This is a genomic window from Shewanella sp. ALD9 (genome assembly GCF_002836315.1).
Lineage (GTDB): Bacteria > Pseudomonadota > Gammaproteobacteria > Enterobacterales > Shewanellaceae > Shewanella.
The window spans coordinates 343,068-365,288 of record NZ_PJCD01000001.1; the positions used below are offsets into that span (position 1 = coordinate 343,068).

18 protein-coding genes, 1 tRNA gene and 1 pseudogene are annotated in these 22,221 nt (G+C 40.0%); 8 read left to right on the forward strand and 12 right to left on the reverse strand.

The window, feature by feature from the left end; translation table 11 throughout:
* Positions 1–162: 162 nt before the first annotated feature.
* A complete protein-coding gene (locus tag CXF88_RS01630; RefSeq protein ID WP_101085044.1) occupies positions 163–1,152 on the reverse strand; it encodes a phosphotransferase in 990 nt (329 codons plus the stop codon).
* Positions 1,153–1,732: 580 nt separating this feature from the next.
* On the opposite strand from CXF88_RS01630, the gene CXF88_RS01635 reads away from it, so the two are divergent.
* Positions 1,733–3,268: a peptidoglycan-binding domain-containing protein gene (locus CXF88_RS01635; RefSeq protein ID WP_101085045.1), complete on the forward strand. Its 1,536-nt coding sequence runs from the start codon at positions 1,733–1,735 to the stop codon at positions 3,266–3,268.
* 348 nt (positions 3,269–3,616) lie between these two features.
* Entirely contained in the window at positions 3,617–4,183 is a 567-nt protein-coding gene (locus CXF88_RS01640; protein WP_310734185.1) for a porin family protein, read from the forward strand.
* Between the two features lie 80 nt (positions 4,184–4,263).
* On the opposite strand, the gene CXF88_RS01645 is transcribed toward CXF88_RS01640, so the two are convergent.
* Together CXF88_RS01645 and CXF88_RS01650 are read right to left on the reverse strand one after the other, a co-directional pair.
* Positions 4,264–4,893, reverse strand: coding sequence for a flavin reductase family protein (locus CXF88_RS01645; RefSeq protein WP_101085047.1), 630 nt, complete (start codon positions 4,891–4,893; stop codon positions 4,264–4,266).
* Positions 4,894–5,020: 127 nt separating this feature from the next.
* Positions 5,021–5,764 carry a sulfite exporter TauE/SafE family protein gene (locus tag CXF88_RS01650; RefSeq protein ID WP_101085048.1) on the reverse strand — a complete coding sequence of 248 codons (744 nt, stop codon included), beginning with the start codon at positions 5,762–5,764 and terminating at the stop codon, positions 5,021–5,023.
* A gap of 537 nt (positions 5,765–6,301) precedes the next feature.
* Between CXF88_RS01650 and CXF88_RS01655 the strand changes: the two genes are divergently transcribed.
* A complete protein-coding gene (locus CXF88_RS01655; RefSeq protein ID WP_101085049.1) occupies positions 6,302–7,177 on the forward strand; it encodes an alpha/beta hydrolase in 876 nt (291 codons plus the stop codon).
* Between the two features lie 194 nt (positions 7,178–7,371).
* On the opposite strand, the pseudogene CXF88_RS22040 reads toward CXF88_RS01655, so the two are convergent.
* Positions 7,372–8,940, reverse strand: a pseudogene (locus CXF88_RS22040) (EAL domain-containing protein).
* A 445-nt stretch (positions 8,941–9,385) separates the two neighbouring features.
* Between CXF88_RS22040 and CXF88_RS01670 the strand changes: the two are divergent.
* From CXF88_RS01670 to CXF88_RS01685, 4 genes are all read left to right on the forward strand, one after another.
* Positions 9,386–10,630, forward strand: a complete 1,245-nt coding sequence (locus CXF88_RS01670) for an ectonucleotide pyrophosphatase/phosphodiesterase (protein WP_157822760.1) — start codon at positions 9,386–9,388, stop codon at positions 10,628–10,630.
* 171 nt (positions 10,631–10,801) lie between these two features.
* Positions 10,802–11,440 carry an OB-fold-containig protein gene (locus CXF88_RS01675; RefSeq protein WP_101085053.1) on the forward strand — a complete coding sequence of 213 codons (639 nt, stop codon included), beginning with the start codon at positions 10,802–10,804 and terminating at the stop codon, positions 11,438–11,440.
* Positions 11,441–11,535: 95 nt separating this feature from the next.
* Entirely contained in the window at positions 11,536–13,299 is a 1,764-nt protein-coding gene (locus CXF88_RS01680; protein ID WP_101085054.1) for a flotillin family protein, read from the forward strand.
* A 462-nt stretch (positions 13,300–13,761) separates the two neighbouring features.
* Positions 13,762–14,358 carry a 2-hydroxychromene-2-carboxylate isomerase gene (locus CXF88_RS01685; protein ID WP_101085055.1) on the forward strand — a complete coding sequence of 199 codons (597 nt, stop codon included), beginning with the start codon at positions 13,762–13,764 and terminating at the stop codon, positions 14,356–14,358.
* Between the two features lie 219 nt (positions 14,359–14,577).
* On the opposite strand, the gene CXF88_RS01690 is transcribed toward CXF88_RS01685, so the two are convergent.
* The 8 genes from CXF88_RS01690 to CXF88_RS01720 all read right to left on the reverse strand — a co-directional run bounded on the left by CXF88_RS01690 (position 14,578) and on the right by CXF88_RS01720 (position 21,672).
* On the reverse strand, positions 14,578–14,769 hold the full coding sequence (locus CXF88_RS01690; RefSeq protein WP_101085056.1) for a DUF3185 family protein: 192 nt from the start codon (positions 14,767–14,769) through the stop codon (positions 14,578–14,580).
* A 251-nt stretch (positions 14,770–15,020) separates the two neighbouring features.
* On the reverse strand, positions 15,021–15,470 hold the full coding sequence (locus CXF88_RS01695) for a DUF1499 domain-containing protein (protein WP_101085057.1): 450 nt from the start codon (positions 15,468–15,470) through the stop codon (positions 15,021–15,023).
* A 13-nt stretch (positions 15,471–15,483) separates the two neighbouring features.
* Entirely contained in the window at positions 15,484–15,942 is a 459-nt protein-coding gene (locus CXF88_RS01700) for a nuclear transport factor 2 family protein (protein WP_101085058.1), read from the reverse strand.
* 369 nt (positions 15,943–16,311) lie between these two features.
* A complete protein-coding gene (locus tag CXF88_RS01705) occupies positions 16,312–16,839 on the reverse strand; it encodes a hypothetical protein (protein WP_101085059.1) in 528 nt (175 codons plus the stop codon).
* Between the two features lie 336 nt (positions 16,840–17,175).
* Positions 17,176–18,105: a hypothetical protein gene (locus tag CXF88_RS01710; RefSeq protein ID WP_101085060.1), complete on the reverse strand. Its 930-nt coding sequence runs from the start codon at positions 18,103–18,105 to the stop codon at positions 17,176–17,178.
* 54 nt (positions 18,106–18,159) lie between these two features.
* Positions 18,160–18,324, reverse strand: a complete 165-nt coding sequence (locus CXF88_RS21875) for a hypothetical protein (protein WP_157822761.1) — start codon at positions 18,322–18,324, stop codon at positions 18,160–18,162.
* A gap of 901 nt (positions 18,325–19,225) precedes the next feature.
* Positions 19,226–19,315, reverse strand: a tRNA-Ser gene (locus CXF88_RS01715).
* A 200-nt stretch (positions 19,316–19,515) separates the two neighbouring features.
* Positions 19,516–21,672, reverse strand: a complete 2,157-nt coding sequence (locus tag CXF88_RS01720; protein ID WP_101085061.1) for a M3 family metallopeptidase — start codon at positions 21,670–21,672, stop codon at positions 19,516–19,518.
* Positions 21,673–21,957: 285 nt separating this feature from the next.
* Between CXF88_RS01720 and CXF88_RS01725 the strand changes: the two genes are divergently transcribed.
* Entirely contained in the window at positions 21,958–22,218 is a 261-nt protein-coding gene (locus CXF88_RS01725) for a DUF5062 family protein (RefSeq protein ID WP_011639029.1), read from the forward strand.
* The last annotated feature ends 3 nt before the right edge of the window (positions 22,219–22,221 follow it).

Consider the following 22,221-nt stretch of genomic DNA (forward strand, 5'->3'; position numbering starts at 1 on the left):
ACTCGAATTAGACTGAGGATTGCAGTGTTTGTTGGTAATAAATAACCGATGGATGACAACAAATACTACAGTGTTTATCAACTGTAGACGGCAATAGCAGCCTTAGCCAATAGGGATAAGATAATAGCCTTTAGGTGGTTAATTAATCAGCAATAATGAGCGTTAAGCTGTGGTGAGTTGTTTTATCGCTTGCTCGGTTAGCGCTTCGGTATATGGGTTGATTTTGAAATGCTCAACACTCCAACCTTTAATAAAACGCTGGAAATCAGCCCAGGCTAAACAATATAAAGGTCGCCATGCCTGTTGTACCTCAAGCGGATTGATTAGCGGATGACACTCAGCTAGGCCTTGGGTTAGCGCGACAAAATAATGATTAAGATAGCCATTAATTAACGCTTCTGGTTCGTGATAGCTCAATACGCTGCTGAGTAACATGATTACGTCTTTCATACCGCAACCTTGGCCGATATATTGAAAATCGACTGCTGCAGCATGGTCATCCTGACTAAAACAAAAGTTAGCTAATTTGGCATCGCCATGCACCAAGGTTTGAAATGGACATTGTTTCAAGGCATCGTCGATGAGATGGGCTGCCGACTTAAGCGGGCTGTCGGCTAAAGCGGCTAACTCGTCTGGTCGTGTATCTAGATGCCAGTATGTGCCGACAGGCCAAAGCCCTTTTGGCTCTACGTGCATGTATTTAGCATGAAAATGCCCTAACCACGTTAAGCACGCGAGTACGGTTTCAGATGTGGTGGTTTTTCTTACTTGAGTAAATCCCAGGGTATGCAAGTCTTGTAACACTAACAGGGTTTCATTGGCTTGTTGGTCTACATACAAACAACGCGGCAGAGGACTGAATCTCTGCTGTGTATGAAGATTTGCATAGTGCTGATACCAATTCACTTCCACTTGGTACGACTGCAATTTACGCTGATGCGACAGTGGCGTATTCCAACCTCGAGGATGCGATTCCTGTTGAGGTAAACAGATATATTTCACAATCACTGACGAGTACGATTTACCCGTTACATAAGCCCTAAATAACTGACCATAACCACCCCAAAGCGGTTGGATCACTTCAATATGAGTTAAGGTCGAAGCATCAATTGCGAGGCTAACACGCTGTAAAATATAGTCTGGAATATACAAAGGTGTCTAGTATTCGTGATTTTGGGGTGAATAATAACAAATATTTCGAATTCATTTTTATGAGGCTGCATTATTAATCTCTTTAATTCGTGCTGTCTTCTGTTTTATTGATACCTCGATGATAAATTATCCTGTTCGGATTTATCTTTATATTGGCATTTCATTTTTAGCTCAGTCGCTGCCATAAAACATCTTCATGGGTATTTTTATCAATATTCATTCACGATAATGAAAAAAACTAAATTAATGCCCCTTATTAGAAATGCTCATAAAACAAGCTGAAAAATATTAGGCGATGATTTTTTTTGATTGTTTTAATAATCGAACTAGCAATTGTTTTGAAACATATTTTTAACATTTAATTGTTTCAATTACGATAGGATTATCTTCAAAGTAAAGTCAATATAATGGCTGAAACATTGTGCTTTTACACAACCTATTGTTTATATTCTATTTGATAATTAAGTCTGCGTTGTTGAACAGTCATTAAATTGACGGTATCCTATTATCAAAATGTAACAAATATTTACAAATATTTACAAGTTAGTATCAAATCCGCCAAATTTATCCAGGAGTAATCATGGCAACTGCAAAGACAACTATTTTCAAACTGAGTACAATTTCTGCTGCTATTTTATTGACTGCATGTAGTAACTTGTCACAACCCGCTAATGTATCTGTATATAACGCTGAAGAATTATCGCAACGAAACAGTGCTTTGTTAGAAAGAGAGAAAGCGGTCGCCAAGCGTGAAGCAGAAGCGCAAGATGCTTTAGTTGTTAAAACCAGTCCAGAGGGCGAATTACTTCCACCTAACGCTAAGCCAGGTGAGTGTTACGCGCGTGTATGGGTAGAACCTACATACGAAAATTACACCGAAACTTTAATGGTAAAGGAAGCTAGTGAAAACGTGAGTATTGTGCCAGCACAATACCAGCAAGTAACTGAAACCATTGAGGTACAACCTGCTAGCTTTAACATGGTCGCCTTACCAGCTACTTATGATGTTGTGACCGAGAAAAAGTTAATTCGTGCGGCGGGTTCGCAATGGTTAGTCGACCTACGTAAAGGCAGTGCGCCTGCAAGTGCTGAATTACTAAAAGCGGCTACAGAGCACGGCATTAACCTAAATAATGCAACTGCTGGTATGTGTTTCCATGAACATTACATGCCTGCACGTTATGAGCAAAAAGGTGAGTCGGTTCTTATTGCTGAAGCCTATGATGTGGTTGAAACTCTCCCAGCTGAATTTCGTTGGATTGAGAAGCGTATTTTAGTTAAAGAAGCCAGTACTCGCATGGAGCAAGTGGCAGCACAATATGAGACTGTTACTGAAGATGTTGTCGACGTACCAGCTCACAATATTTGGAAAAAAGGCGTTGGCCCAATCCAGAAAATTGATGAAGCGACTGGCGAAATCATGTGTTTAGTTGAAGTGGCAGCCACTTATAAAACACTCACAAAACGAGTGTTAGTTTCACCTGCTACATCACGCACTGTCGATATTCCTGCAGAATACGAAACAGTACGTGTACAAGAATTAGTGAGCGAAGCAAAAGAAGTGCGCACACAAATTCCTGCTAAGTATAAAAATATTCAGGTAACTCAAAAAGTTGCTGATGTTGAATTTGTTTGGCATGACGTGCATAACGAGGAACATCCCAAAGCAACTCGCACGGGTAACAAGATCTGTTTGACAGAAACGCCAGCTGAATTTGAAACGGTTAGTCGCCGTGTCGTAGTAAGCCCTGCATCGACTAAACGCATAGATGTTGCTGCAAAATACGAAACGATGAGTGTCACTAAGTTAGTCTCTGCTGCTAAAGAGATGCGTTCTGAAGTGCCTGCAGAGTTTGAAACCGTTTCGCTGAGCCGTATCGATAAAGATGGCTTTATGGAATGGCGTCCAATCTTATGTGAAACCAACATGACACGTTCGACCATTACCGATTTACAACAGGCGTTAGCATCGAAGGGTTATAACCCAGGTAAAATCGATGGTGTTGTTGGTGTTGATACCATTAAAGCGGTAAATGCTTTCCAAAATGATAATAACTTACCAACCGATAAATACATTAATATCGAAACGGTAAAAGCATTAGGCGTTAACCTGTAGCTTACGGTTTAATCGCTAACATAAAACCCCAAATGCCAATCGAACGTTGATTGTCTCTTGGGGTTTTTATTTGTTTTACATTTGTGAGGCTTGAAATTTCCGCCCTGATAATAGTTTCAACATCATCAAGTTAGTCCTGTCCAACTTTTGTTTCTATAGTGTGAGTCAATCACTTCATTTCGTACCAATATAAAGCAGAATTGCGTTATCAATCATAGTGTATTAAGTCAATACGATACCGACATCAACTAGCCTAAAAGATTAATATTATTAATTGTTTACAGAATAATATTACATGCTACTATTCTGCGTTTTTTCAAATATCATTAAGGAACAATGATGTACAAAATGTCTCTTCTAGCCACAATATTGTGCGCGATTTTAGTTACTCCGGCTTTTGCCAACACAGATACAAGCTTATCAACATCAGATAGCAGTGGTTTTTATATTGGTGGTGCGGTGAATAAAACAGAACTTGGTTCAGATGATGCCAGTGGTTCTGAATCAGCAACAGGCTTCGGTGTTTACGGTGGCTATCAGTTTAATGACTGGTTTGGCTTAGAAAGCAATTTTTTTGCGGCCAACGTAGGTGAAGACGATTTTGATGTTGTTGCCGGTGCGCTGACCTTTACACCAACATTTACTCTGCATTTTAATGAGACATTTTCGGGTTTCGTTAAAGTGGGTTTCGCATCAATGGCCGTTGTTGTAGATGGTTATTATGATGATTTTACTGCTTCTGGTATTGGTTTTACCTATGGTGTGGGTATTAATGCTGCATTGACTGAGCACCTAAACCTGCGTTTAAGCTACGATATGAGCAAAGGTGATCTTGATATTGATGAATATGGTTATATTGATGATATTGATGCTGAGATTGAACAGATTGCATTGGGTTTACATTACCAGTTCTAATCATCAGCTTTAACTGATTCTAAAGTGATTTAAGGCTACCAATGGTAGCCTTATTTGTTTCATAGGATTGGTATAGATACTTATAAAGTCGGGCGATGTAAGTCGAAACGCTGTTCGTCGGAAATACCATAATAAGCCGATGGTCCACCTGCGCGCAAAACAGGCTCAGCTAATGCTGTTTGATAAATTCCTTCTGGGCTCAGCAAGTATTTTTCAATGTGTACAGCTACAACCTCACCAAGCACTAACCAAGTATCAATTTTGTCACCATTAGCTGCGGTTAACTGAATGCATTGCGACAGTTTGCATTCGAAGCTGACCGGGCTTTGTGCAATGCGGTCAGCTTTAACAATGTTGCCTGCTATTGGTGTCAATCCAGCAAATTCAAACTCATCAGTGCCACGGGGTAATGCTGCAGAGGTTTGATTCATTTGCGCGGCTAAACTGCGGGTCGTTAAGTTCCATACAAACTCGCCAGTTTCAACAATGTTGGCGACGCTGTCTTTCCAACCTGTACTGGCAAAGCCGATAATTGGCGGATCGTAATTAAAGCAGTTAAAGAAGCTATAAGGCGCTAGATTTCGCTGGCCTTGAGCATTACGAGAGGCAATCCAACCAATGGGACGTGGGCCTATAATGGCATTAAGTGGGTTATGTGGCAGACCATGACCTTTGCTGGGTTCATAAAAATAGCGATTATCAGCACTCATATTTTACCTTATTTATACTGTTGGGCTTGTTATAGCGGTATCAAATATTACGATGATTTAAATTGGATGGCTCAATTTGATAGCTCAATTTATGAATCAACGCGATAGGCAAATATTACCACATCAATTATGGTATCAGTGCCGTCCACAATAAGCGTAAACCTACCACGATCATTAAACTGAGGATTATTTTTTTAAACTGTTTTTCATCAAACTTATCTTGAATGCGCAGTCCGAGTTTTACCCCAATCCAGGCAATGGGCGCCAATGATGCAGAGACTAATAAATTACTAAGGTTAATTTGTCCTAGCATGCTGTAGGGAATTAACTTCACAGCATTCACTACTGCAAAAAATACCACCGCAGTGCCTAAGTATTCTGTTTTAGGCAAACGCAGCGGGATTAAATAGGCATTTAATGGCGGCCCACCGGCATGAGCAACAAAGCTGGTAAAGCCAGCAATTGTGCCGCAAACTCGGCCGATAAAAGAGGATGGTTTTCGTTGTGACCATTCTCCCAATGTCAAACCATAAACACCAAATCCTAACGAAATAACCCCTAATAAGCCGCGTAAATACTGCTCGTTAAGTTGATCAAATAGCAGATAAGCCACCACAATACCGATAATGGCCGCAGGCAACAAAATCCACAGTTGGGTCGTATTTTGTTTTCCCCACCAAGAGCGCACACTTAAAAAATCCATGTAAACCAATAGCGGTAACATCACTGCCGCGGCTGCTGCAGGGCTAATGGCCAAGGCAAGTAAAGGCACGGTTAATCCGCCTGCACCGCCAGCAAAGCCTGATTTTGACATCCCGGTGATTAATACCGCTGGAATAGCGACTAACCAAAACAATGGATCTGTTAACACTGACGTTCCTCGCGATGTTAATCAGTTAATAACTATTGGGCTAATAGCTGATCATTAATATTTTATTCTTTAAAATAAAAAGCTTAACTTTATGTGTGGTTTAACTGAAGTCGAATAAACTGGAATCATAGCACCAGCGCCCATTAATCAGACAATAAATTAACAGAACATTTAGTTTTATATTAGTAGGTGGTTAAGTGATTGTGAGAGCAGTAATTGCGATACCAGGAATGGCGCTACGGTATAGCAATTTAAGATTATCATGCAGTGTTTGTGGGTCAGCTAGCATTTGCATCAATAAGTTTACCGTCATTACGAGGGAATACTAATAAGTATACGTCCAATGCTTAAAAATACTACTTTCGTGATGATTTAAAGGAACAAAAAATGCTAGCTAATTTAAGTATCGATTTATCATTAACTTAAGTGTAATTAAGTTATTTTTTATGGATTAATTTCCATAAAAACAGACTAGCCAATATGGGGATGATGTGTGATTCTGTTATCTAAACTCATTATTTAGCGGAAAATATCGTCATGATCGAACTGTGCGAGTGGCAACAGCAGGGGCAATTTTTGTCTATTAACGATCAGCAGATCTTTACTCGTCAAGCGGGTGATAGAACGGCACCAGCGTTATTGCTAATTCATGGTTACCCTAGCGCAAGTTGGGATTGGGAAGGTATGTGGCATGAGTTAACTCAACACTATTTTGTGGTAACTCTTGATATGTTGGGTTTTGGATTTTCAGACAAACCCAAAAATGTTGATTATTTAATCAGTCAGCAAGCCGATATTTATGAAGCTGTTTTACAGCAATTTGGCGTTAGCCATTATCATATTCTAGCCCATGACTACGGCGATACGGTCGCGCAAGAGTTGTTAGCAAGACAACTTGATGGCAACAGTACATTGAGCATTAACAGTGTGTGTTTTCTTAATGGAGGTTTGTTCCCCGAAACCCACAAACCTTTGCTTATTCAAAGCTTGCTACTGTCTCCATTAGGGCCTCTGGTGTCTAAGTTAATTAACAAACAAAAGTTTGCTGCTAATTTACAACGTATATTTGGGCCATCGACACCGCCTAGGCCACAGGTTATTGACACATTATGGCAATTGCTTAATCACAATAATGGTATCGCGGTAATGCATAAAGTCATTCGCTATATCACCCAGCGTAAACAATACCGTGAACGTTGGGTTGGGGCGATTATCAACAGTACAATACCGATCAAGTTGATCGCAGGGGCTAAAGATCCGATCTCTGGTCAACACATGATCGATCATTATCGTAAATTGATTCCTCATGCAGATGTAACTGAACTGTCTACGCTGGGACATTACCCACAAATCGAAGATGCCAATGGAATTACAGCTGCCTATATGCAATTTAGGTTAAGTCGTACAAAGTAGATGAGTGAAAGGGGGCAGTAAAATTAATGCCTGTTATATCATCGAATAAGGTGAAGTATTCAGTTAGCTCTAGACGGGGATGTAGCAAAATCTATCATTGGATAATAAGCACTTTGGGCTATTTTTAGGTGGTGGCTCCATTGTGATAATTTACAGTAATATATCTGTTTTTCTTTAAGAGCAATGAACAGGTACTAAGTGTGTAAAATGATGTCTTTAATGATAATTTCAGATGTTTGTTCAGTGCTTATTTTAGGTGTTTGGAATAAATAACCTTGTAAAAAAATAGGCTTAAATTGACGTAAATAATCTAGCTGCTCTTTGGTTTCAACCCCTTCAGCAACAACATCAATATCGAGTTTATGAGCAAGTGCGACAATGCTTTCATAAATCCCTGCGCTTTTTTTATCATTAACAGCATCATTTAAAAATTCACGATCAATTTTAATTTTGTCTACTTTTAGATGTTTTAGTCGGCTTAATGACGAATAACCTGTCCCAAAATCATCAATCATGACTTTAATGCCCATCGTATTAAGTGCGTCAATTCTGTTGGTTGTTTCTGTAAAATTTGCGATTAACGAGCTTTCTGTAATCTCAAACTCAATATTAATATGATCAAATGCAGAGATGATTTTTTGAGTGTTAACCAGAAAATTTACGTCTAAAAATTGTTTAACTGATACGTTTATCGCGATAAATTGATCTCGTTTTAAAAACCGACTTCCTTCTGCCAACGTTGTTTTTAGCAGCCATTAAAAAAAGTCTTCCGATAGACCAATGTCTTCAGCAAGGTTAATAACCAGTTCTGGATTAATATGTGTTCCTTGCAAATTCCAGCGTGTCAGTGTTTCATAACCCTCTATTGCTCCAGACACAGCGCAAGCGATAGGTTGATAGACTAAATATAGTTGTTCGTTTTGAATGGCCAGCTTAAGTTGCGCGGATAGTCGATAGCGTTCAGAGATTTTTTGGCCTATTTCATCGGTATAGTAACAAGCTGTATTCAGTTTATTACGTTTTGCTTCATACATTGCACAATCTGCTGCAATTAATAATTCTTGAACGGAGTTACCATGCTGTGGTGAAAGTGCGACACCCATGCTGAAGCTCATATCAATGCTGCGACTATTGATGCTAAATGGTTCGTTTTGACACTTAAAGAGCCGATTAATCAGTGACTCTATATTGGTTGTTCCTTGAGGAAAACCTGCAATTATTAAAAATTCATCGCCGCCAAGTCGAGCCACTATCTCATCATTTCTTATAATCGAAGCTAGCTTTTCACCCACCTTTTTAATGAGTATGTCGCCCGCTTCATGGCCGTATGAATCATTAACATCCTTGAAGCCGTCTAAGTCCAAAAAAATGACACCAATACTCGTTGATGTTCTATGAGAATTTTGCAGTAATTTATCTAATTGAGACAGCGCTAATGTTCGATTTGGAAGACCAGTTAGTGAATCGTAATACGCGTGATAGGTGATTTCTTTGTTAATTGATTTAATGTCAATGACTCGTCTTATGCCATAAATAGTTGCAGTTAATGCAATCCATAAAAAGCTAAAAATCAACTCATCCATTTCCCAGCTTTCGTGGCTACGAGTAAATTCATAAACTGATTCAACAAATTCGACATTAAACGCGAAAGACAAAATGACCATGATTACCACGAATAATGTACCAACAATAAAATCAACTCTAGCTCGTTTTTTCATGAGCATGCTGGACTGAGTTTGTGATTTTAGAGTTTTTAACTTCATCCAATCTCCAACATTGTGATGCCAATAACATATTGGTTCTCAGTAACTATATATTAATATCGCCTGTTTCACGTCAGCCATTTACTCATTAATAACAAATCATGTTTAATTCTAATTTGTTTACTCTGCTCACCGTTAAAATATGCACGTTCTCATCCTGAGCCTATTGAGAATGTCTTGGTTACGTGATCCACGCTTATCTTCTCGAATTAATAAGGTTGGGTGGCTAGGTTATTCGCCATGTGATTGATACGTTCTGCGGTGAATCCATTATTGTGGGTATATCTTCAATACTAATGCCACTGGAATGTCATTAGCATGGTTTATTTGTAGTGTAGACATCATATTGACAGCGCTTTATATATTGATAAATATAGAATCAAAATCAATAAAATTGTCATATTCATTTGATATTATTAATATTTATATATCATGGGGAATCATCATGCGTGTCATTGCTATTATATGTGGATTGATTACTAGCTTATTGAGCTGTTATTTATCAGCTAACACTACAGCAGCAGTACCAGAAAAACCCTATGTATTACTCGTGTCTATTGACGGTTATCGATACGATTACAACAGCTTGCATAGCCCTAATCACCTTACTGATTTTGCTAAACACGCTGCCACAATCACTCATTTTAAGCCGTCGTTTCCGACTGTGACGTTTCCTAATCACATCACCTTAGTGACAGGTCTTTACCCCGCTCATCACGGCATAGTGTCAAATCGATTTTATAATCATGCTTTGCAACAGCCTTATGCCATGAATATTAAACAAGCGGTCACTGACGGCCGCTTTTACCATGGGGTGCCGTTATGGTCATTAGCGGGTCAGCAAGGATTAAAAAGTGCCACCTATTTTTGGCCAGGTTCAGAAGCTAAAATTGCTGGTCAGCGACCAAATTATTGGTTGCCTTATCGTGACAATGCTCCCAACAATGAAAGAGTCGAGCAGGTTTTGCAGTGGTTTAATTTGGCCGAAGATCAGCGGCCACAATTTGTAACGTTATACTTTTCAGATGTAGACACCGCAGGCCACCTTTTTGGCCCAGAGTCTACAAACACCTATCAAGCGGTGCAGAAAGTTGACCAAGCTGTAGGGCTGCTTTTAGCGGGAATAAAAGCCTTACCTTTTAAGGTTAATGTGATTATTACATCCGATCATGGTATGGCGAATGTTGCAGGATTTGAACGTCTGTATACCGATAAATTGTTTGTGGACAATAAAGCGTTAAAAGCTAGATTTAGCTTTAATAACGATGCGGCTTTTTCATTAGTCACAGCCACTGGTGAGAATAAGCAACAAGATTTAGATGCCTTAAAAGCGTTAACCCAAACAGTGCCTGGTTTGCAATTTTATCGCCAACAAGATATTCCCGCGTCTTTGCACTTTAACAATAATCCGTCAATTGGTGATGCAATATTAATCAGTAATCAACATTACATTACTAGCACCGATGCGAGGGCTGGCGTAGTAGGCAAGCACGGTTATGATGCCAGTGTCATCAGCGACATGAACACAGTGTTGTACGCTCAAGGGCCGGCATTTAATCATGTGACAGTCGACTATGCCGAAAACATTCATTTGTATCCACTCATTGCTGATATTTTAGGGTTAACCATAACCGAACCCATTGATGGAAGATTGTCGGTATTATCGCCACTATTGGCCGACTCGAGATAATATTAGCGCGTGGCGTATTGATGTTGTCTAAACCCCGTGGTTAAACTCATTGGTTTGACTGAGCTAGAGGTAATATATTCTAAAAAGTGTTGCTGTTTCATATCCTCTTGCAAAATAACATGATATTTTACAATCAAATGGAGTTTAACCCGTTAGGTTTATGGAGGAGCCATGCAGGCTTTTTTAGTCGCTCAAGCAAATATACCCTTTTCAATTGCGCTTGTTATTGTGGTCATGCTGGGGATGTTTGAAATCATCGCCATGATTGCAGGCTTAAGTGTATTTAGTGCACTTGATAATTGGTTTTCACTCGATGTCGATACAGATGTTGATACCACGGTATCGGTTACCGGTATGACAGGTATATTGGGTTGGCTGTGTCTTAATCGCTTACCGTTACTTATCTGGTTTGTATTAGCATTAAGTAGTTTTGCGATAGCAGGGTATGTGATTAACTTTGGCTATTCACAACTTTTTGGCAGCTTCTTACCCCAAATCATCACCGTACCTGTTGCGTTAGTCATAATGTTTTTTTCAAGCCACTTTATTGGTAATGGTATTGCCAATATTCTCCCTAAAAACGAAACCTCAGCAATATCAATTGATGCGCTTGGCGGTTGTGTAGGCAAGATAACCCAAGGTCGTGCAATAAAAGGCATGCCGACAGAAGCGGTGGTTCGGGACACATTTGGGCAGAAACACTACGTGTTAGTTGAACCAGAACACGACGATGTCGAATTTTTGCCTGGCGTCGATGTTGTACTCATCGCTCATCAAGGCAAAGTCTGGACAGCAACCAGATTCAGTTAACCTAAAAATATCTTATTGAGATATACCCTAAAAATAAAAATGTCATTCCAATGACACTTTTTGATAAAACACAGTTGTATTTAAAAGGAAATTAAATGGAAACGTTAACAAACTTTGATTCAGGAAGCGGCTTTGTCCTCCTCATTGCTGGCATAGCAGTATTAGGATTGATTATTATTGGACTTATTTTTGCCAAATTGTACAAACGAGCCAGTAAAGAAATGGCTTTTGTTCGTACTGGGTTCGGCGGTGAGAAAATCATTAAAGATGGTGGCGCAATTGTGCTGCCAGTGCTGCACGAAACGATTTCGGTCAACATGAATACCTTGCGTATTGAAGTCGAAAAAAATCAAAAAGATGCCCTGATCACCAAAGACAGAATGCGCGTGGATGTAAAAGCCGACTTCTATTTACGTGTTGCGCCAAATGCCGAAGGGATTTCAATGGCAGCGCAAACGTTAGGTACTCGCACTAATCGTGTTGAAGAACTTAAAAAATTAATGGAATCAAAGTTTGTCGACGTATTGCGTACCGTTGCAGCTGAAATGACCATGACCGAAATGCACGAGCAGCGCGCAGACTTTGTCCAGCGAGTGCAGAACAATGTCGCCAATGACCTTGAGAAAAACGGCCTAGAATTAGAATCTGTGTCGCTCACGGGTTTTGATCAAACTGACTTGCAATTTTTTAATGAAAATAACGCATTTGATGCCGAAGGTCGTGCTCGTCTAGCAAAAATCATTGAAGAAAAACGTAAAGAAACCAACGATATTCAACAAGAAAACCGCATCAAAATTGAACAGCGTAATCTTGAAGCAGAAAAAGAATCGTTAGAAATCGAAAAGTCGGAAGAAGAAGCTCGCCTCGCGCAGCAACAGTCGCTTGAATTTAAACGTGCCGATCAAAAAGCTGAAATCATTAAACAAAAAGAAAACAAAGCCCGCGAAGAACGTGAAGCAGAAATTGCCAAAGAGCGCGCAATTGAAACGGCTGAAATTGAAAAAACCAAAGACATCGAAACCCGTGAAATTGAAAAGTATAAGTCTATTGAACAGTCACGCATTCAGCAACAACGCGATATTGAAGTATCTGAACAAGACAAACGCATTGCGGTGGCCGCTAAGTCGGAAGAAGAGTCAGCCGCTCGCGCTCGCGCTGCAGAAGCTGAAAAAACCAAGGTAGAAAAAGAAGAAGCGGTTATTACTGCGCGCCAAACTGCTGAAGCTAATCGTCGTAAAGACATTGAAGTTATTGATGCCCGAAAAGAAGCTGAGCGTGAGGCCGTGGGTGTTACGGTTCGAGCTGAATCAGAAAAAGTTGCCGCGGAAGATAGAGCTAGCGCCATTTTAATTGAAGCGCGTGCCAGTGCAGACGCTAAGATGCTAAAAGCCTCAGCCGATGAGAAAATCTATGCAGTTGAAGCTGCGGGTAAGCGGGCACAGTACGAAGCTGAAAACGTACTGAGCAACGAACAAATTGCACTGCAAAGATCATTAGCCATATTAAAAGCCTTACCAGACATTATTGCTCAAGCCGTTAAACCGCTTGAAAAAATTGAAGGTATTAAGATTTTACAAGGCTATGGTACGGGCAATCAAATGAGTAACGGCGAGGGTAACCAATCCCAGGGTGGTATTGCAGAGCAAGTAACCACTGCTGCATTAAACTATCGTGCTAATGCCCCTGTGGTCGACGCTATGCTACGAGAGTTAGGTTTAGTTAATTCAGAGTCTGGTAATTTAAATGACCTACTGACAGGCAATAATGCACTGACATCTGAAGCGATTAATGTCATTCAATCGGCCAAAACAGGCTTTGGTGTGGATGAAGTTATCCCTGGCGTTAATCCAGCGCAATAAATGCTAAGTTGCTAAAGAGGTATCTTTCCTCTTTAAAATATAAAAAGTGCCTTTTGGCACTTTTTGTATTTATCAGCATCACTCTATAACAGCGTTATGCCGACTATGTTCAATCTCAGTCACTTAGCGGGAGTGTGAAACACTTTTTAAGCTAAAGAGTGAGTTACAACAATTGATCCTGTAAAAGATTCTGTGTTGTTCTGCCTTATGACATTATGGTCTTAATCGTTGAGAGACTTAATATTCTTTAAGGTTTATTGTGAGATTATCATAGACTTGATATTAACTTTCTCAGTGGCCAGAAGGCAGACTTTCAGCCATAGTACTTGGAATTTAACTGTTAGTTATGATTGTATTATGGTCGTTACCCGTTATCTATTAGCAGTTAATGCTAGGTATAAGCTAAATACACGTGTGTGATGACTCAGCCCCTCAAATAAGCCCAAAAAGGTAATGTGAACCATGACAACAGCAATAGAGTATTATTTTACGAGTCTTTCTCCTTATGCCTATTTAGGCCATAGCACCTTTACCTCGTTGGCTGAACAGCACAAAGCTGCTATCAACTATAAGCCGATTAAACTGGCAAAATTATTTGCTGAATTAGGTGTGTTACCGGTAAAACAACGCCTGCAAGCTCGACAAGACTATCGCTTAATTGAGTTAGCTCGTTGGTCAACAAAGCGCAAATTGACCCTTAATCTACAGCCTGCTTTTTTCCCTGCAGACCCAAGTTTGGCCGACAGATGCACAATTGTGTTACAACAAGCTGGACAAGATGTCGGTGAATTTGTTGGTAATGTACTGGCAGCATGTTGGGCAAAAGATCAAAACATTGCTGATGAAGCGGTGATTAAGCAAATATTAACCTCACTCAATGTCGACGCCGACAGTGTTGTACAGCAAGCATTGTCAGCCGAAATCGAAGTAATATACGAATCTAATACTGTAGATGCTATTGAAAAAGGCTTGTTGGGAGTACCGACCTATGTGTATCAAAATGAGCCATTTTGGGGACAAGATAGACTCGATTTACTTAACGACAAGCTGGCTGGATAACGTTATTTAGGTGAGGTCTAAAATAAGGTTGCAGTGGTTATTTACTGCAACCTTTACCGGTGCCAATAGTAATGAACGTTCAAAAGTAAAAACCAATAATCAATTGCTGTTTACACGTATTAATTTGGTTTTTGTAGTCAATAACTTTACTTATAAATAGTCATCAGTTGGCAGCCATTATGGTTGAATGTTTTTACATCAACGTTTAATCACAATCCATTATTTCAACTTTGTAATACCTATTAGAACCGCAATAATACCACCCGCCATTCCAGCCCAGGCTTCAATAGGTGTATCACCACTTATGGCGCGGGTAAGTTGGGAGCTCGCTGCATCATAAATATTGTAGCCCCACAATGCTAAAAAAATACCCGCAATAACAAGTACAATCCCAATAATTTTATTATTCATGCTAACTCCAGACTTTGATGAGCTGATAGTTGATAGTTGATAGTTGATAGTTGATAGCTAATAGTTGATGATGTCACCGTTGATGACGTTTAGTTGACCATGTCGCAGTAGATAACCTGAAACTAACCAAACACATAACGGCTCTGTATACGAACGCTTCAGACCAACCTCTGGGTAAGACCGTTTCCGTCTATTTCATTTTTAGCCAAATGAAATAGACACAAGCTAACCTGTTATTTACCTGGCAGTCACTATAGTTTGACGTTATTTCTAATCTGTTCTATTCGCTCGCGGTTAACCCCAAAGTCAGACTCTCCGATACGAGAAGCGGATCTAACATGGATGGTTATTTTATCGGATGCTGTTGACGGAAAGTAAAACTCAACATCATCGACAAACCGCATTATCTGAGAGGTAAACTCTACTCGGATATAATCATCCTCAACCACGACGATATTCGCTCGTTCAGCAGTCTTTAATACGTGCAACAGTTTTGCCTGCGCCTGCTGGCGTGTGCCGACGAACTCAATCGGTTGTATCGCATGCTCTTCATCTGCAGCTGATTGTTGGCTACTGACACAATTTGGCGATTCAGGACATGGCATTAACTGGCCATCATTAATGCCTAAAGTAGGCACTGTGCCAGAACAACCCATTAACAGCATCATGCTGAGTGTAATAATTGAAACTTGCTTGTACATTATTAATATCCTTTTATTTATTTTCACGGTGACCATAACTCAATACTCGGGTTATTTGCCATTTGTCGTCTACTTTACGCCAAACCATGACAAAGTCAGCTTTACCTTCACATTGGTTGGTTTTATTTTGACAAAAGATATGCACCCCTTCTGTAATCGCACCAAAATCTTTAATCGAGTGGACGTTAAAAGATCCTTCAACCAGTTTTCGGGTGTAATGACCACATGCATTATTTTTTGTATTGGCAATCATGCTGTCACGGTCCCACGTTACCCCACCATTATCATGATAAAACTCAACATCAGCTGCAAAAAAGCTTGCGTGCTTATCTAGCTCTTGCAGATTTTGGCAATGGTTAAATGAGTCAAACACCGCAGTATCAAGCGCTTTCATTGTGTCAGCTAACACCATGTCATCAGCCAATGAAGGTATTGAGAAAAAAGCTAATAAAACCAAGCAGATTTGTTTCATCGTTTCGATTCCTAATGGGTTAGTGACAAGATCAGTGGTTCAGTCACAAAGCGTGTTGTAAATAGGCGGCCAAATACGGTTAACACAGAAACTTTATGAGGGCTAAAGTATAACTACAGAATATAAACGTAAAGTCATCGTTCTGAAAACTCAATATTCAAAGGGGTAGGGATTTGAACCCTCGCCCCTACTTCTAAGACGCCTGTATTCGCGGGTTGTACGAGTTTTGAATTAGTTAATTGTTACACCAAACTGTTGTTTTATTTATCGTCAGAAGAATTATATTCAGCTTCTAGCGCTAAGGCCTAATAATAGCTATTGGGTCATAGTTGTTATGTTTACCGATGTCAGAGGAAACTATGCTTAACTTCACTGCGAGTTTCCCTGAAGCTTGTCATAGAAACCAATTGAAGATAGTAACTCCTCACCTTTGTGTAATAGTTCTAGCTTCACAAAGCCAAGACTATCCTCTCCCTTGTCCTCACCTTCTTTGATTACTTTTGCTAGCTTTCCTTCTTCCAACTGGTCGAAGTAATTTCTTTCACTCTGATATATACTCTTTGACCAAGCATTTCCGCCAGCCCCACCAATTAATAAACTTAAAGTTATCGGATGAATCGCCCCTAAGATTGCGGCGACACTTTTCACCTCAACTGCTAGTTTGGCTCTGAGTTTTGGGTCCGTTTCGTCAGCAATCGCGTCTACCTTTGAGCTAATCATTCCAGAAGCCACTTCAGTAAAACTGAATTTTGCGCCTGCAATTTCACTCGTTTTGACGCGTACAAACAGGTTTTCAACTTGTTTTTTAAATGAGAAGATAATTACCAATAACACTCCTGGCCAAACAAGTGCATTTATGTACTCCAATGAAATTTCTAGTATCTTTTCAATACCCATTTTCTACCTTTGTTTGTTCGGAAACATAACGTTTTAGTATTTATGCGTTGCGTTGTTACAAGGCATAAATCGCTTTTTGGACTTGGTCGGTACCTAGTCAAAATTAATTGGCATACTTCATTCTATAGGAATTTGCTTTTTTTGATGCTGGCTCTGGCTTACAGAACAGTTTTGAGTCAATTGGTATCGAGTAGTGGGTAAGTTTTTCATTGAAATTCCTTTTCATCGTATTTTTCTATCATACATCTTTAAGCTTGGTTGATTCAATGAGGGTAATAAACTCAATTGAAGCCTCTGTTGGCTCTGCGCAGCGGCTTAGTGCAACGCCTTGTTAGACTAGTATGGTGGATAAAATGACCAAGGACTTTTATGGTCATGCTTCTCTTCCCACTTGCAGTGCTCTACCACTTTATCTCTTAGTTCTTCATAATTATCTTTCAAACTGTATACGCAAAGAAGTAGAGATAAATTAAGTAAAGTCCCACCTATAGTTTGAAAGTTTGTGCTTCCGTGTAACGATTGATTTCGCCATGAGTAAATAAGATCAAAAGGGTCTTGAGAGCCATCTAAACTTGAAATATGAACTCTGAATTGATCCAATAACACCTTAAGTTCAGAATCTGCAACCTGATCATATACAAGGTTTAAGGCATCTCGAATGCTTGAGCATTGAGTTCCCGTTTTATAATGTCGTGGTTTGCCTGCACGATTTTGTACTTGAAAATCAGACTTTACTGTACCGTCCATATTCAGACATTTTGAACTCACTCGCTTTAGAGTCGATTCAAGCAATGGGAAACTGATATAGGCTAAAACTAGAGAAGAGTCAGACAGAAAGTATCGAGCATGATGCGGGAGTTTTTGTTCAGCTTCGTATTGTAACTGATGCTCTTCACTTGATCCTGCTGGCTTTTTACAATTTGCCAGTGAAGCTCTGATTGAAGCCTGAAATAATGACTTAATTTCATGATCTTCATGACTAAAATATTCGGATCTGCTACCAACGATAATTTCTGCACACCAAGACCATAAACCAAAGTGATCTTGTACAATAATTGTATTTAATCCTGGTAATAGCAACACTTTAGAGAGACCGAGGATTGATGCCATTAAACTCAAGTGATCCAATTCATGGAATTTGACACCATTTGCAAAAAGTCGAAATTTTTCAGAATTTCCACCAATTGCCATACCTCCATCAGGGGTCTTGACAGATAAACACCATTGCTCGCATAGACTGTTTATTTTTTCCGGAGTGATTGTCATATATATTCCTTTGTGCTGCGGCCATGACACTTTGGAGTGCTAACGTTTTAGTATTTATGCACTGTTAGCAAGACGTAAATCGCTTGTTGGACTTGGCCGATGCCTAGTCCAAATTAATTGGCATGCTTCATGCTTTAGGAATTTGCTTTTTTGATGATGACTCTGGGCTACAGAGCAGTTTTGAGTTAATTGGTATCGAGTAGTGGGTATGTTTTTCATTGAAATTCCTTTTCATCGTATCTTTCTATCATACATCTTTAAGCTTGGTTGATTCAATGAGGGTAATAAACTCAATTGAAGCCTCTGTTGGCTCCGCGAAGCGGCTTAGTTCAACAGCTTACTGAACGGCTCGCCCAATAAAGTCGACCGTTCAAGTTATTGATTTATATCATCGTACATTCTCTATGTCTTTGATGTAAAGTGATAAAATACTCTCAACATTCCAAAATAAACCAAGGTTGCGCATTAGTGTCGTTTAAAAAACAAGCGATAATATTTATTGCAATATTATCAATCCATTATATTTTTCGAACTCAATCTACATTACGACATTAGACTTACGCTACGAATTGTTTGACTTTAATTAAGCTAAATTTATTTATGCCTGTATCTAAAATCAGTTCATTCGGTTAAGCACAATCTAACCAGTAAATAATGGTTTCTATAGAAAAGCACCTCAATACTTCGAGTAACTATTTCTCAATAAATAAAGTCAGCATGTATACCTCAGTGAATGCACTTCCGCGTGCAGAGACATGCCGCCCGTAGACATAAATGACTACACTAATTCGTCATTGAATGAGTAACCACATGCTGAATACACTTTACAACTCATATATAAGTATCGATCTTATAAATAGGAACCCGTGGGTTCAAAGTCCTATCTTTCGCCTAAACGAAAAAAGGCTCATCATTTCTGATGAGCCTTTTGTCTTAAATCTTGCGGAGGGATAGCTTGCTTGTAATAAAGAGGAACCCTTGAGTTTAAAGTCCTATCTCTTGTCTTAAATCTTGCGGAGGGATAGCTTGCTTGTAATAAAGAGGAACCCGTGGGTTCAAAGTCCTATCTTTCGCCCAATAAAAAGGCCCGCTATAAATAGCGGGCCTTTTTATTTGAATGTGGCGGAGGGATAGGGATTTGAACCCTAGAACGGGATAAACCGTTGCCGGTTTTCAAGACCGGTGCATTCGACCACTCTGCCATCCCTCCGAACGCGGTGAATAATAAGGGTATTAGAAAAAATGTAAAGCCTTGATGTGTTCGATGGCACAACAAATGTGCAAAATGACACAAAAAGGCTCACGTTTGCACAATATTTACCCTTTTAAATCTTTAAAGCGCTTTCATTGCAAGCTTGCCTCTCTTGTTGGCGAGTTGCCAATAAGAGAGGCTTATATCAACAATAATACTTAGTGTACTAAACCACGACGCTTTAATAGGGCGTCGGTTGATGGTTTTTTACCGGCAAAGTCGATGTAGCTTTGCATTAGATCTTGGCTATTACCTTTTGACAATACTGCGTCACGGTATTTTTGGCCGTTCTCTAAGGTTAATCCACCGTGAGCCATCATGTAAGCAAACGAGTCTGCAGCAAACACTTCGGTCCAAAGGTACGCATAGTAACCCGCTGAGTAACCGCCGCCGAAGCTGTGGCTAAAGTAAGTGGTTTTGTAGCGTGGTGCAATTGGGCCGTAGTCTAGGCCGTGTTTGGCTAGTGCTTGTTTCTCAAAGGCGGCAACATCGGTAATTTCGGTGCCAGCTGGAATTGAATGCCATTCCATATCAAGCAACGCTGCAGCTAAGTATTCAACTGTGCCAAAACCTTGGTTAAAGGTGTGTGCTTTTAACACTTTAGCTAATAACTCTGCAGGAATTGGCTCACCAGTTTGGTAGTGTTTCGCATAGTTGGCTAGCACTTGTGGATCAATACTCCAGTCTTCGTTAGCTTGTGATGGAAACTCAACAAAGTCACGTGCAGTTTTGGTACCAGCTAAGCTTGGGTAGTTAACTTGCGAATATAAACCGTGAATGGCATGACCAAATTCGTGGAATAACGTGCTCACTTCATCAAACGTTAACAGAGTAGGTTGACCTTCTGCTGGTTTAGGTACGTTAAGTGCGTTGTACACCACTGGCTTAGTATTTTGTAAGAATGACTGACTAACGTACTCATCCATCCATGCGCCGCCACGCTTACCAGGGCGGGCGTACATATCGAGATAGAACAAACCTAGTGAACTGCCGTCTTTGTTAAAGATTTCATAACCAGTGACGTCTTTGTGCCACACAGGTAAGTCAGTACGAGGTTTAACGGTAATGCCGTACAGTTTTTCCATTGCGAAAAACAAGCCGTCGTTTAATACGGTATTCATTTCAAAATAAGGTTTAACCTGGCCGTCGTCTAAGTCATATTTGGCTTTACGCACTTTTTCTGCGTAGTAAGCCCAGTCCCATGGCTCTAAAGTAAAGTCTTTACCGTCTTTAACGATTTCGGCTTGAATGTCTGCCGCTTCTACTTTGGCTTTAACCAGTGCTTTTGGGGCTAAGTCGTCAAGAATGCCATAAACCGCTTCTGGGTTTTTGGCCATTTGGTCGCCTAGCGAGTATGCCGCCCATGTTGGGTAACCTAATAGTTTGGCTTTTTGTGCACGCAGTTGAGCAATTTTGATGTTTAACGGCGCGTTGGTGTCCATGGCGCGATATGCTGAGGTTTCCCATAGCTGTTTACGTATATCGCGGTTTTTAAGGCTAGAAAGCAATGGTTGAGTGGTGGTGTTCACTAAAGTGATCATGTAACCCGTTTTACCAGCAGTTTTAGCGGCAGCAGCTAATGATGCAATGTCGTTGTCTGATAAGCCGTCAAGTAGGGCTTTATCTTCAATTACGATCACGTCGTCATTAAATGACTTTAATACGTTTTGTGAGAAGCTGGTTTCAAATTTGGCTAGTTCACCGTTTAGCTCACGCATTGTTGTTTTGTCTGCGACTGATAATTCAGCACCTGCACGGACAAAACGGTCGTAATACACTTCAACTAAACGTAAGTCTTCGCCTGTTAATGTGGCTTTATTTTTATAAATCGCTTGGATACGAGCAAACAACTTTTCATCAAGATAGATGTTGTCTTGATGTGCCGTTAGCTTAGGCACAATTTGTTCTTCAACACTGATGAAGTTGTCGTCTGAGATAAGCCCTGACAGGTTGAAAAACACTCGTTGAGTACGGTCTAGAATAGCCCCGGTGTTTTCTAGTGCGACAATGGTATTGTCAAATGTGGCTGCTTCGCTGTTATTGGTGATAGCGGCGATTTCAGCTTTGTGATCTTTCATACCTTGCTCAAATGCTGGCAAGTAGTCGCTGGCTGTTATTTTGTCGAACTGTGGTGCCATGTATTGTAAAGGGCTTGGTGTTAACAGTACGTTTTCGGCAGTGGCAGGCGCTTTAGTCATAGTTGTTGATGCATCTGTTGTCGTTTTGGCTGCCATGGCGGTGTCTGCTGATTGCTCTGAACACGCGCTGAGCATCAGTGCAGCACTAACTGCAGTCGTGATAAGTGTTTTACGCATTGAAATATCCTTGGGTCTTGGCCCTTTTAGGTGTTTTTATGCCTATTCAAAGTGTGTGGTGCGGCTGAATAGTGACAATAAAAACATAAAGTAATAACCCCAGTACAATACCAAGCCTGCGGCTTGCAGCAAAGGTTAATGGTATTAACTAAGATTAATTATTGTAACTAAAGTTGCCAATAGTGATGTTTGTTAGATTTTGCGGCATTCTGGCCGTAATTGTAGTGGTAATTTGTGGATATTCGCGTAGCTTAATAGCAATAGATAGCACGATGAGGGTGATAGATGAAAGCGGGTAAACACGATACAAAACTGCTCAAGCTCGCGATGGAGATTGGCATGGGATACGCGCAAAAGCGTGGTTTTGAAGATTTTGGCAAAGGCATTTCGCCAAAAGATAAAGTGGAATGTATTTATCGATTATTAGTGCAAGACAATTTAATCCAACCATTAGCCGAAGATAAAGATGATGGTCCGAATCGTAAACATAAATTGATATTGTGGATTAGTAAGCAACTGCCTAAAGAACATGAGTTATTGAACTAAGGT

Coding starts and splice junctions, on each gene's coding strand:
- CXF88_RS01690 (WP_101085056.1), bottom strand. CDS start 14,769: ATGAATAATAAAATTATTGGGATTGTACTTGTTATTGCGGGTATTTTT.
- CXF88_RS01670 (WP_157822760.1), top strand. CDS start 9,386: ATGCGTGTCATTGCTATTATATGTGGATTGATTACTAGCTTATTGAGC.
- CXF88_RS01685 (WP_101085055.1), top strand. CDS start 13,762: ATGACAACAGCAATAGAGTATTATTTTACGAGTCTTTCTCCTTATGCC.
- CXF88_RS01720 (WP_101085061.1), bottom strand. CDS start 21,672: ATGCGTAAAACACTTATCACGACTGCAGTTAGTGCTGCACTGATGCTC.
- CXF88_RS01700 (WP_101085058.1), bottom strand. CDS start 15,942: ATGAAACAAATCTGCTTGGTTTTATTAGCTTTTTTCTCAATACCTTCA.
- CXF88_RS01655 (WP_101085049.1), top strand. CDS start 6,302: ATGATCGAACTGTGCGAGTGGCAACAGCAGGGGCAATTTTTGTCTATT.
- CXF88_RS01635 (WP_101085045.1), top strand. CDS start 1,733: ATGGCAACTGCAAAGACAACTATTTTCAAACTGAGTACAATTTCTGCT.
- CXF88_RS01705 (WP_101085059.1), bottom strand. CDS start 16,839: ATGGGTATTGAAAAGATACTAGAAATTTCATTGGAGTACATAAATGCA.
- CXF88_RS01645 (WP_101085047.1), bottom strand. CDS start 4,893: ATGAGTGCTGATAATCGCTATTTTTATGAACCCAGCAAAGGTCATGGT.
- CXF88_RS01680 (WP_101085054.1), top strand. CDS start 11,536: ATGGAAACGTTAACAAACTTTGATTCAGGAAGCGGCTTTGTCCTCCTC.
- CXF88_RS01725 (WP_011639029.1), top strand. CDS start 21,958: ATGAAAGCGGGTAAACACGATACAAAACTGCTCAAGCTCGCGATGGAG.
- CXF88_RS21875 (WP_157822761.1), bottom strand. CDS start 18,324: ATGAAAAACATACCCACTACTCGATACCAATTAACTCAAAACTGCTCT.
- CXF88_RS01640 (WP_310734185.1), top strand. CDS start 3,617: ATGTCTCTTCTAGCCACAATATTGTGCGCGATTTTAGTTACTCCGGCT.
- CXF88_RS01675 (WP_101085053.1), top strand. CDS start 10,802: ATGCAGGCTTTTTTAGTCGCTCAAGCAAATATACCCTTTTCAATTGCG.
- CXF88_RS01710 (WP_101085060.1), bottom strand. CDS start 18,105: ATGACAATCACTCCGGAAAAAATAAACAGTCTATGCGAGCAATGGTGT.
- CXF88_RS01695 (WP_101085057.1), bottom strand. CDS start 15,470: ATGTACAAGCAAGTTTCAATTATTACACTCAGCATGATGCTGTTAATG.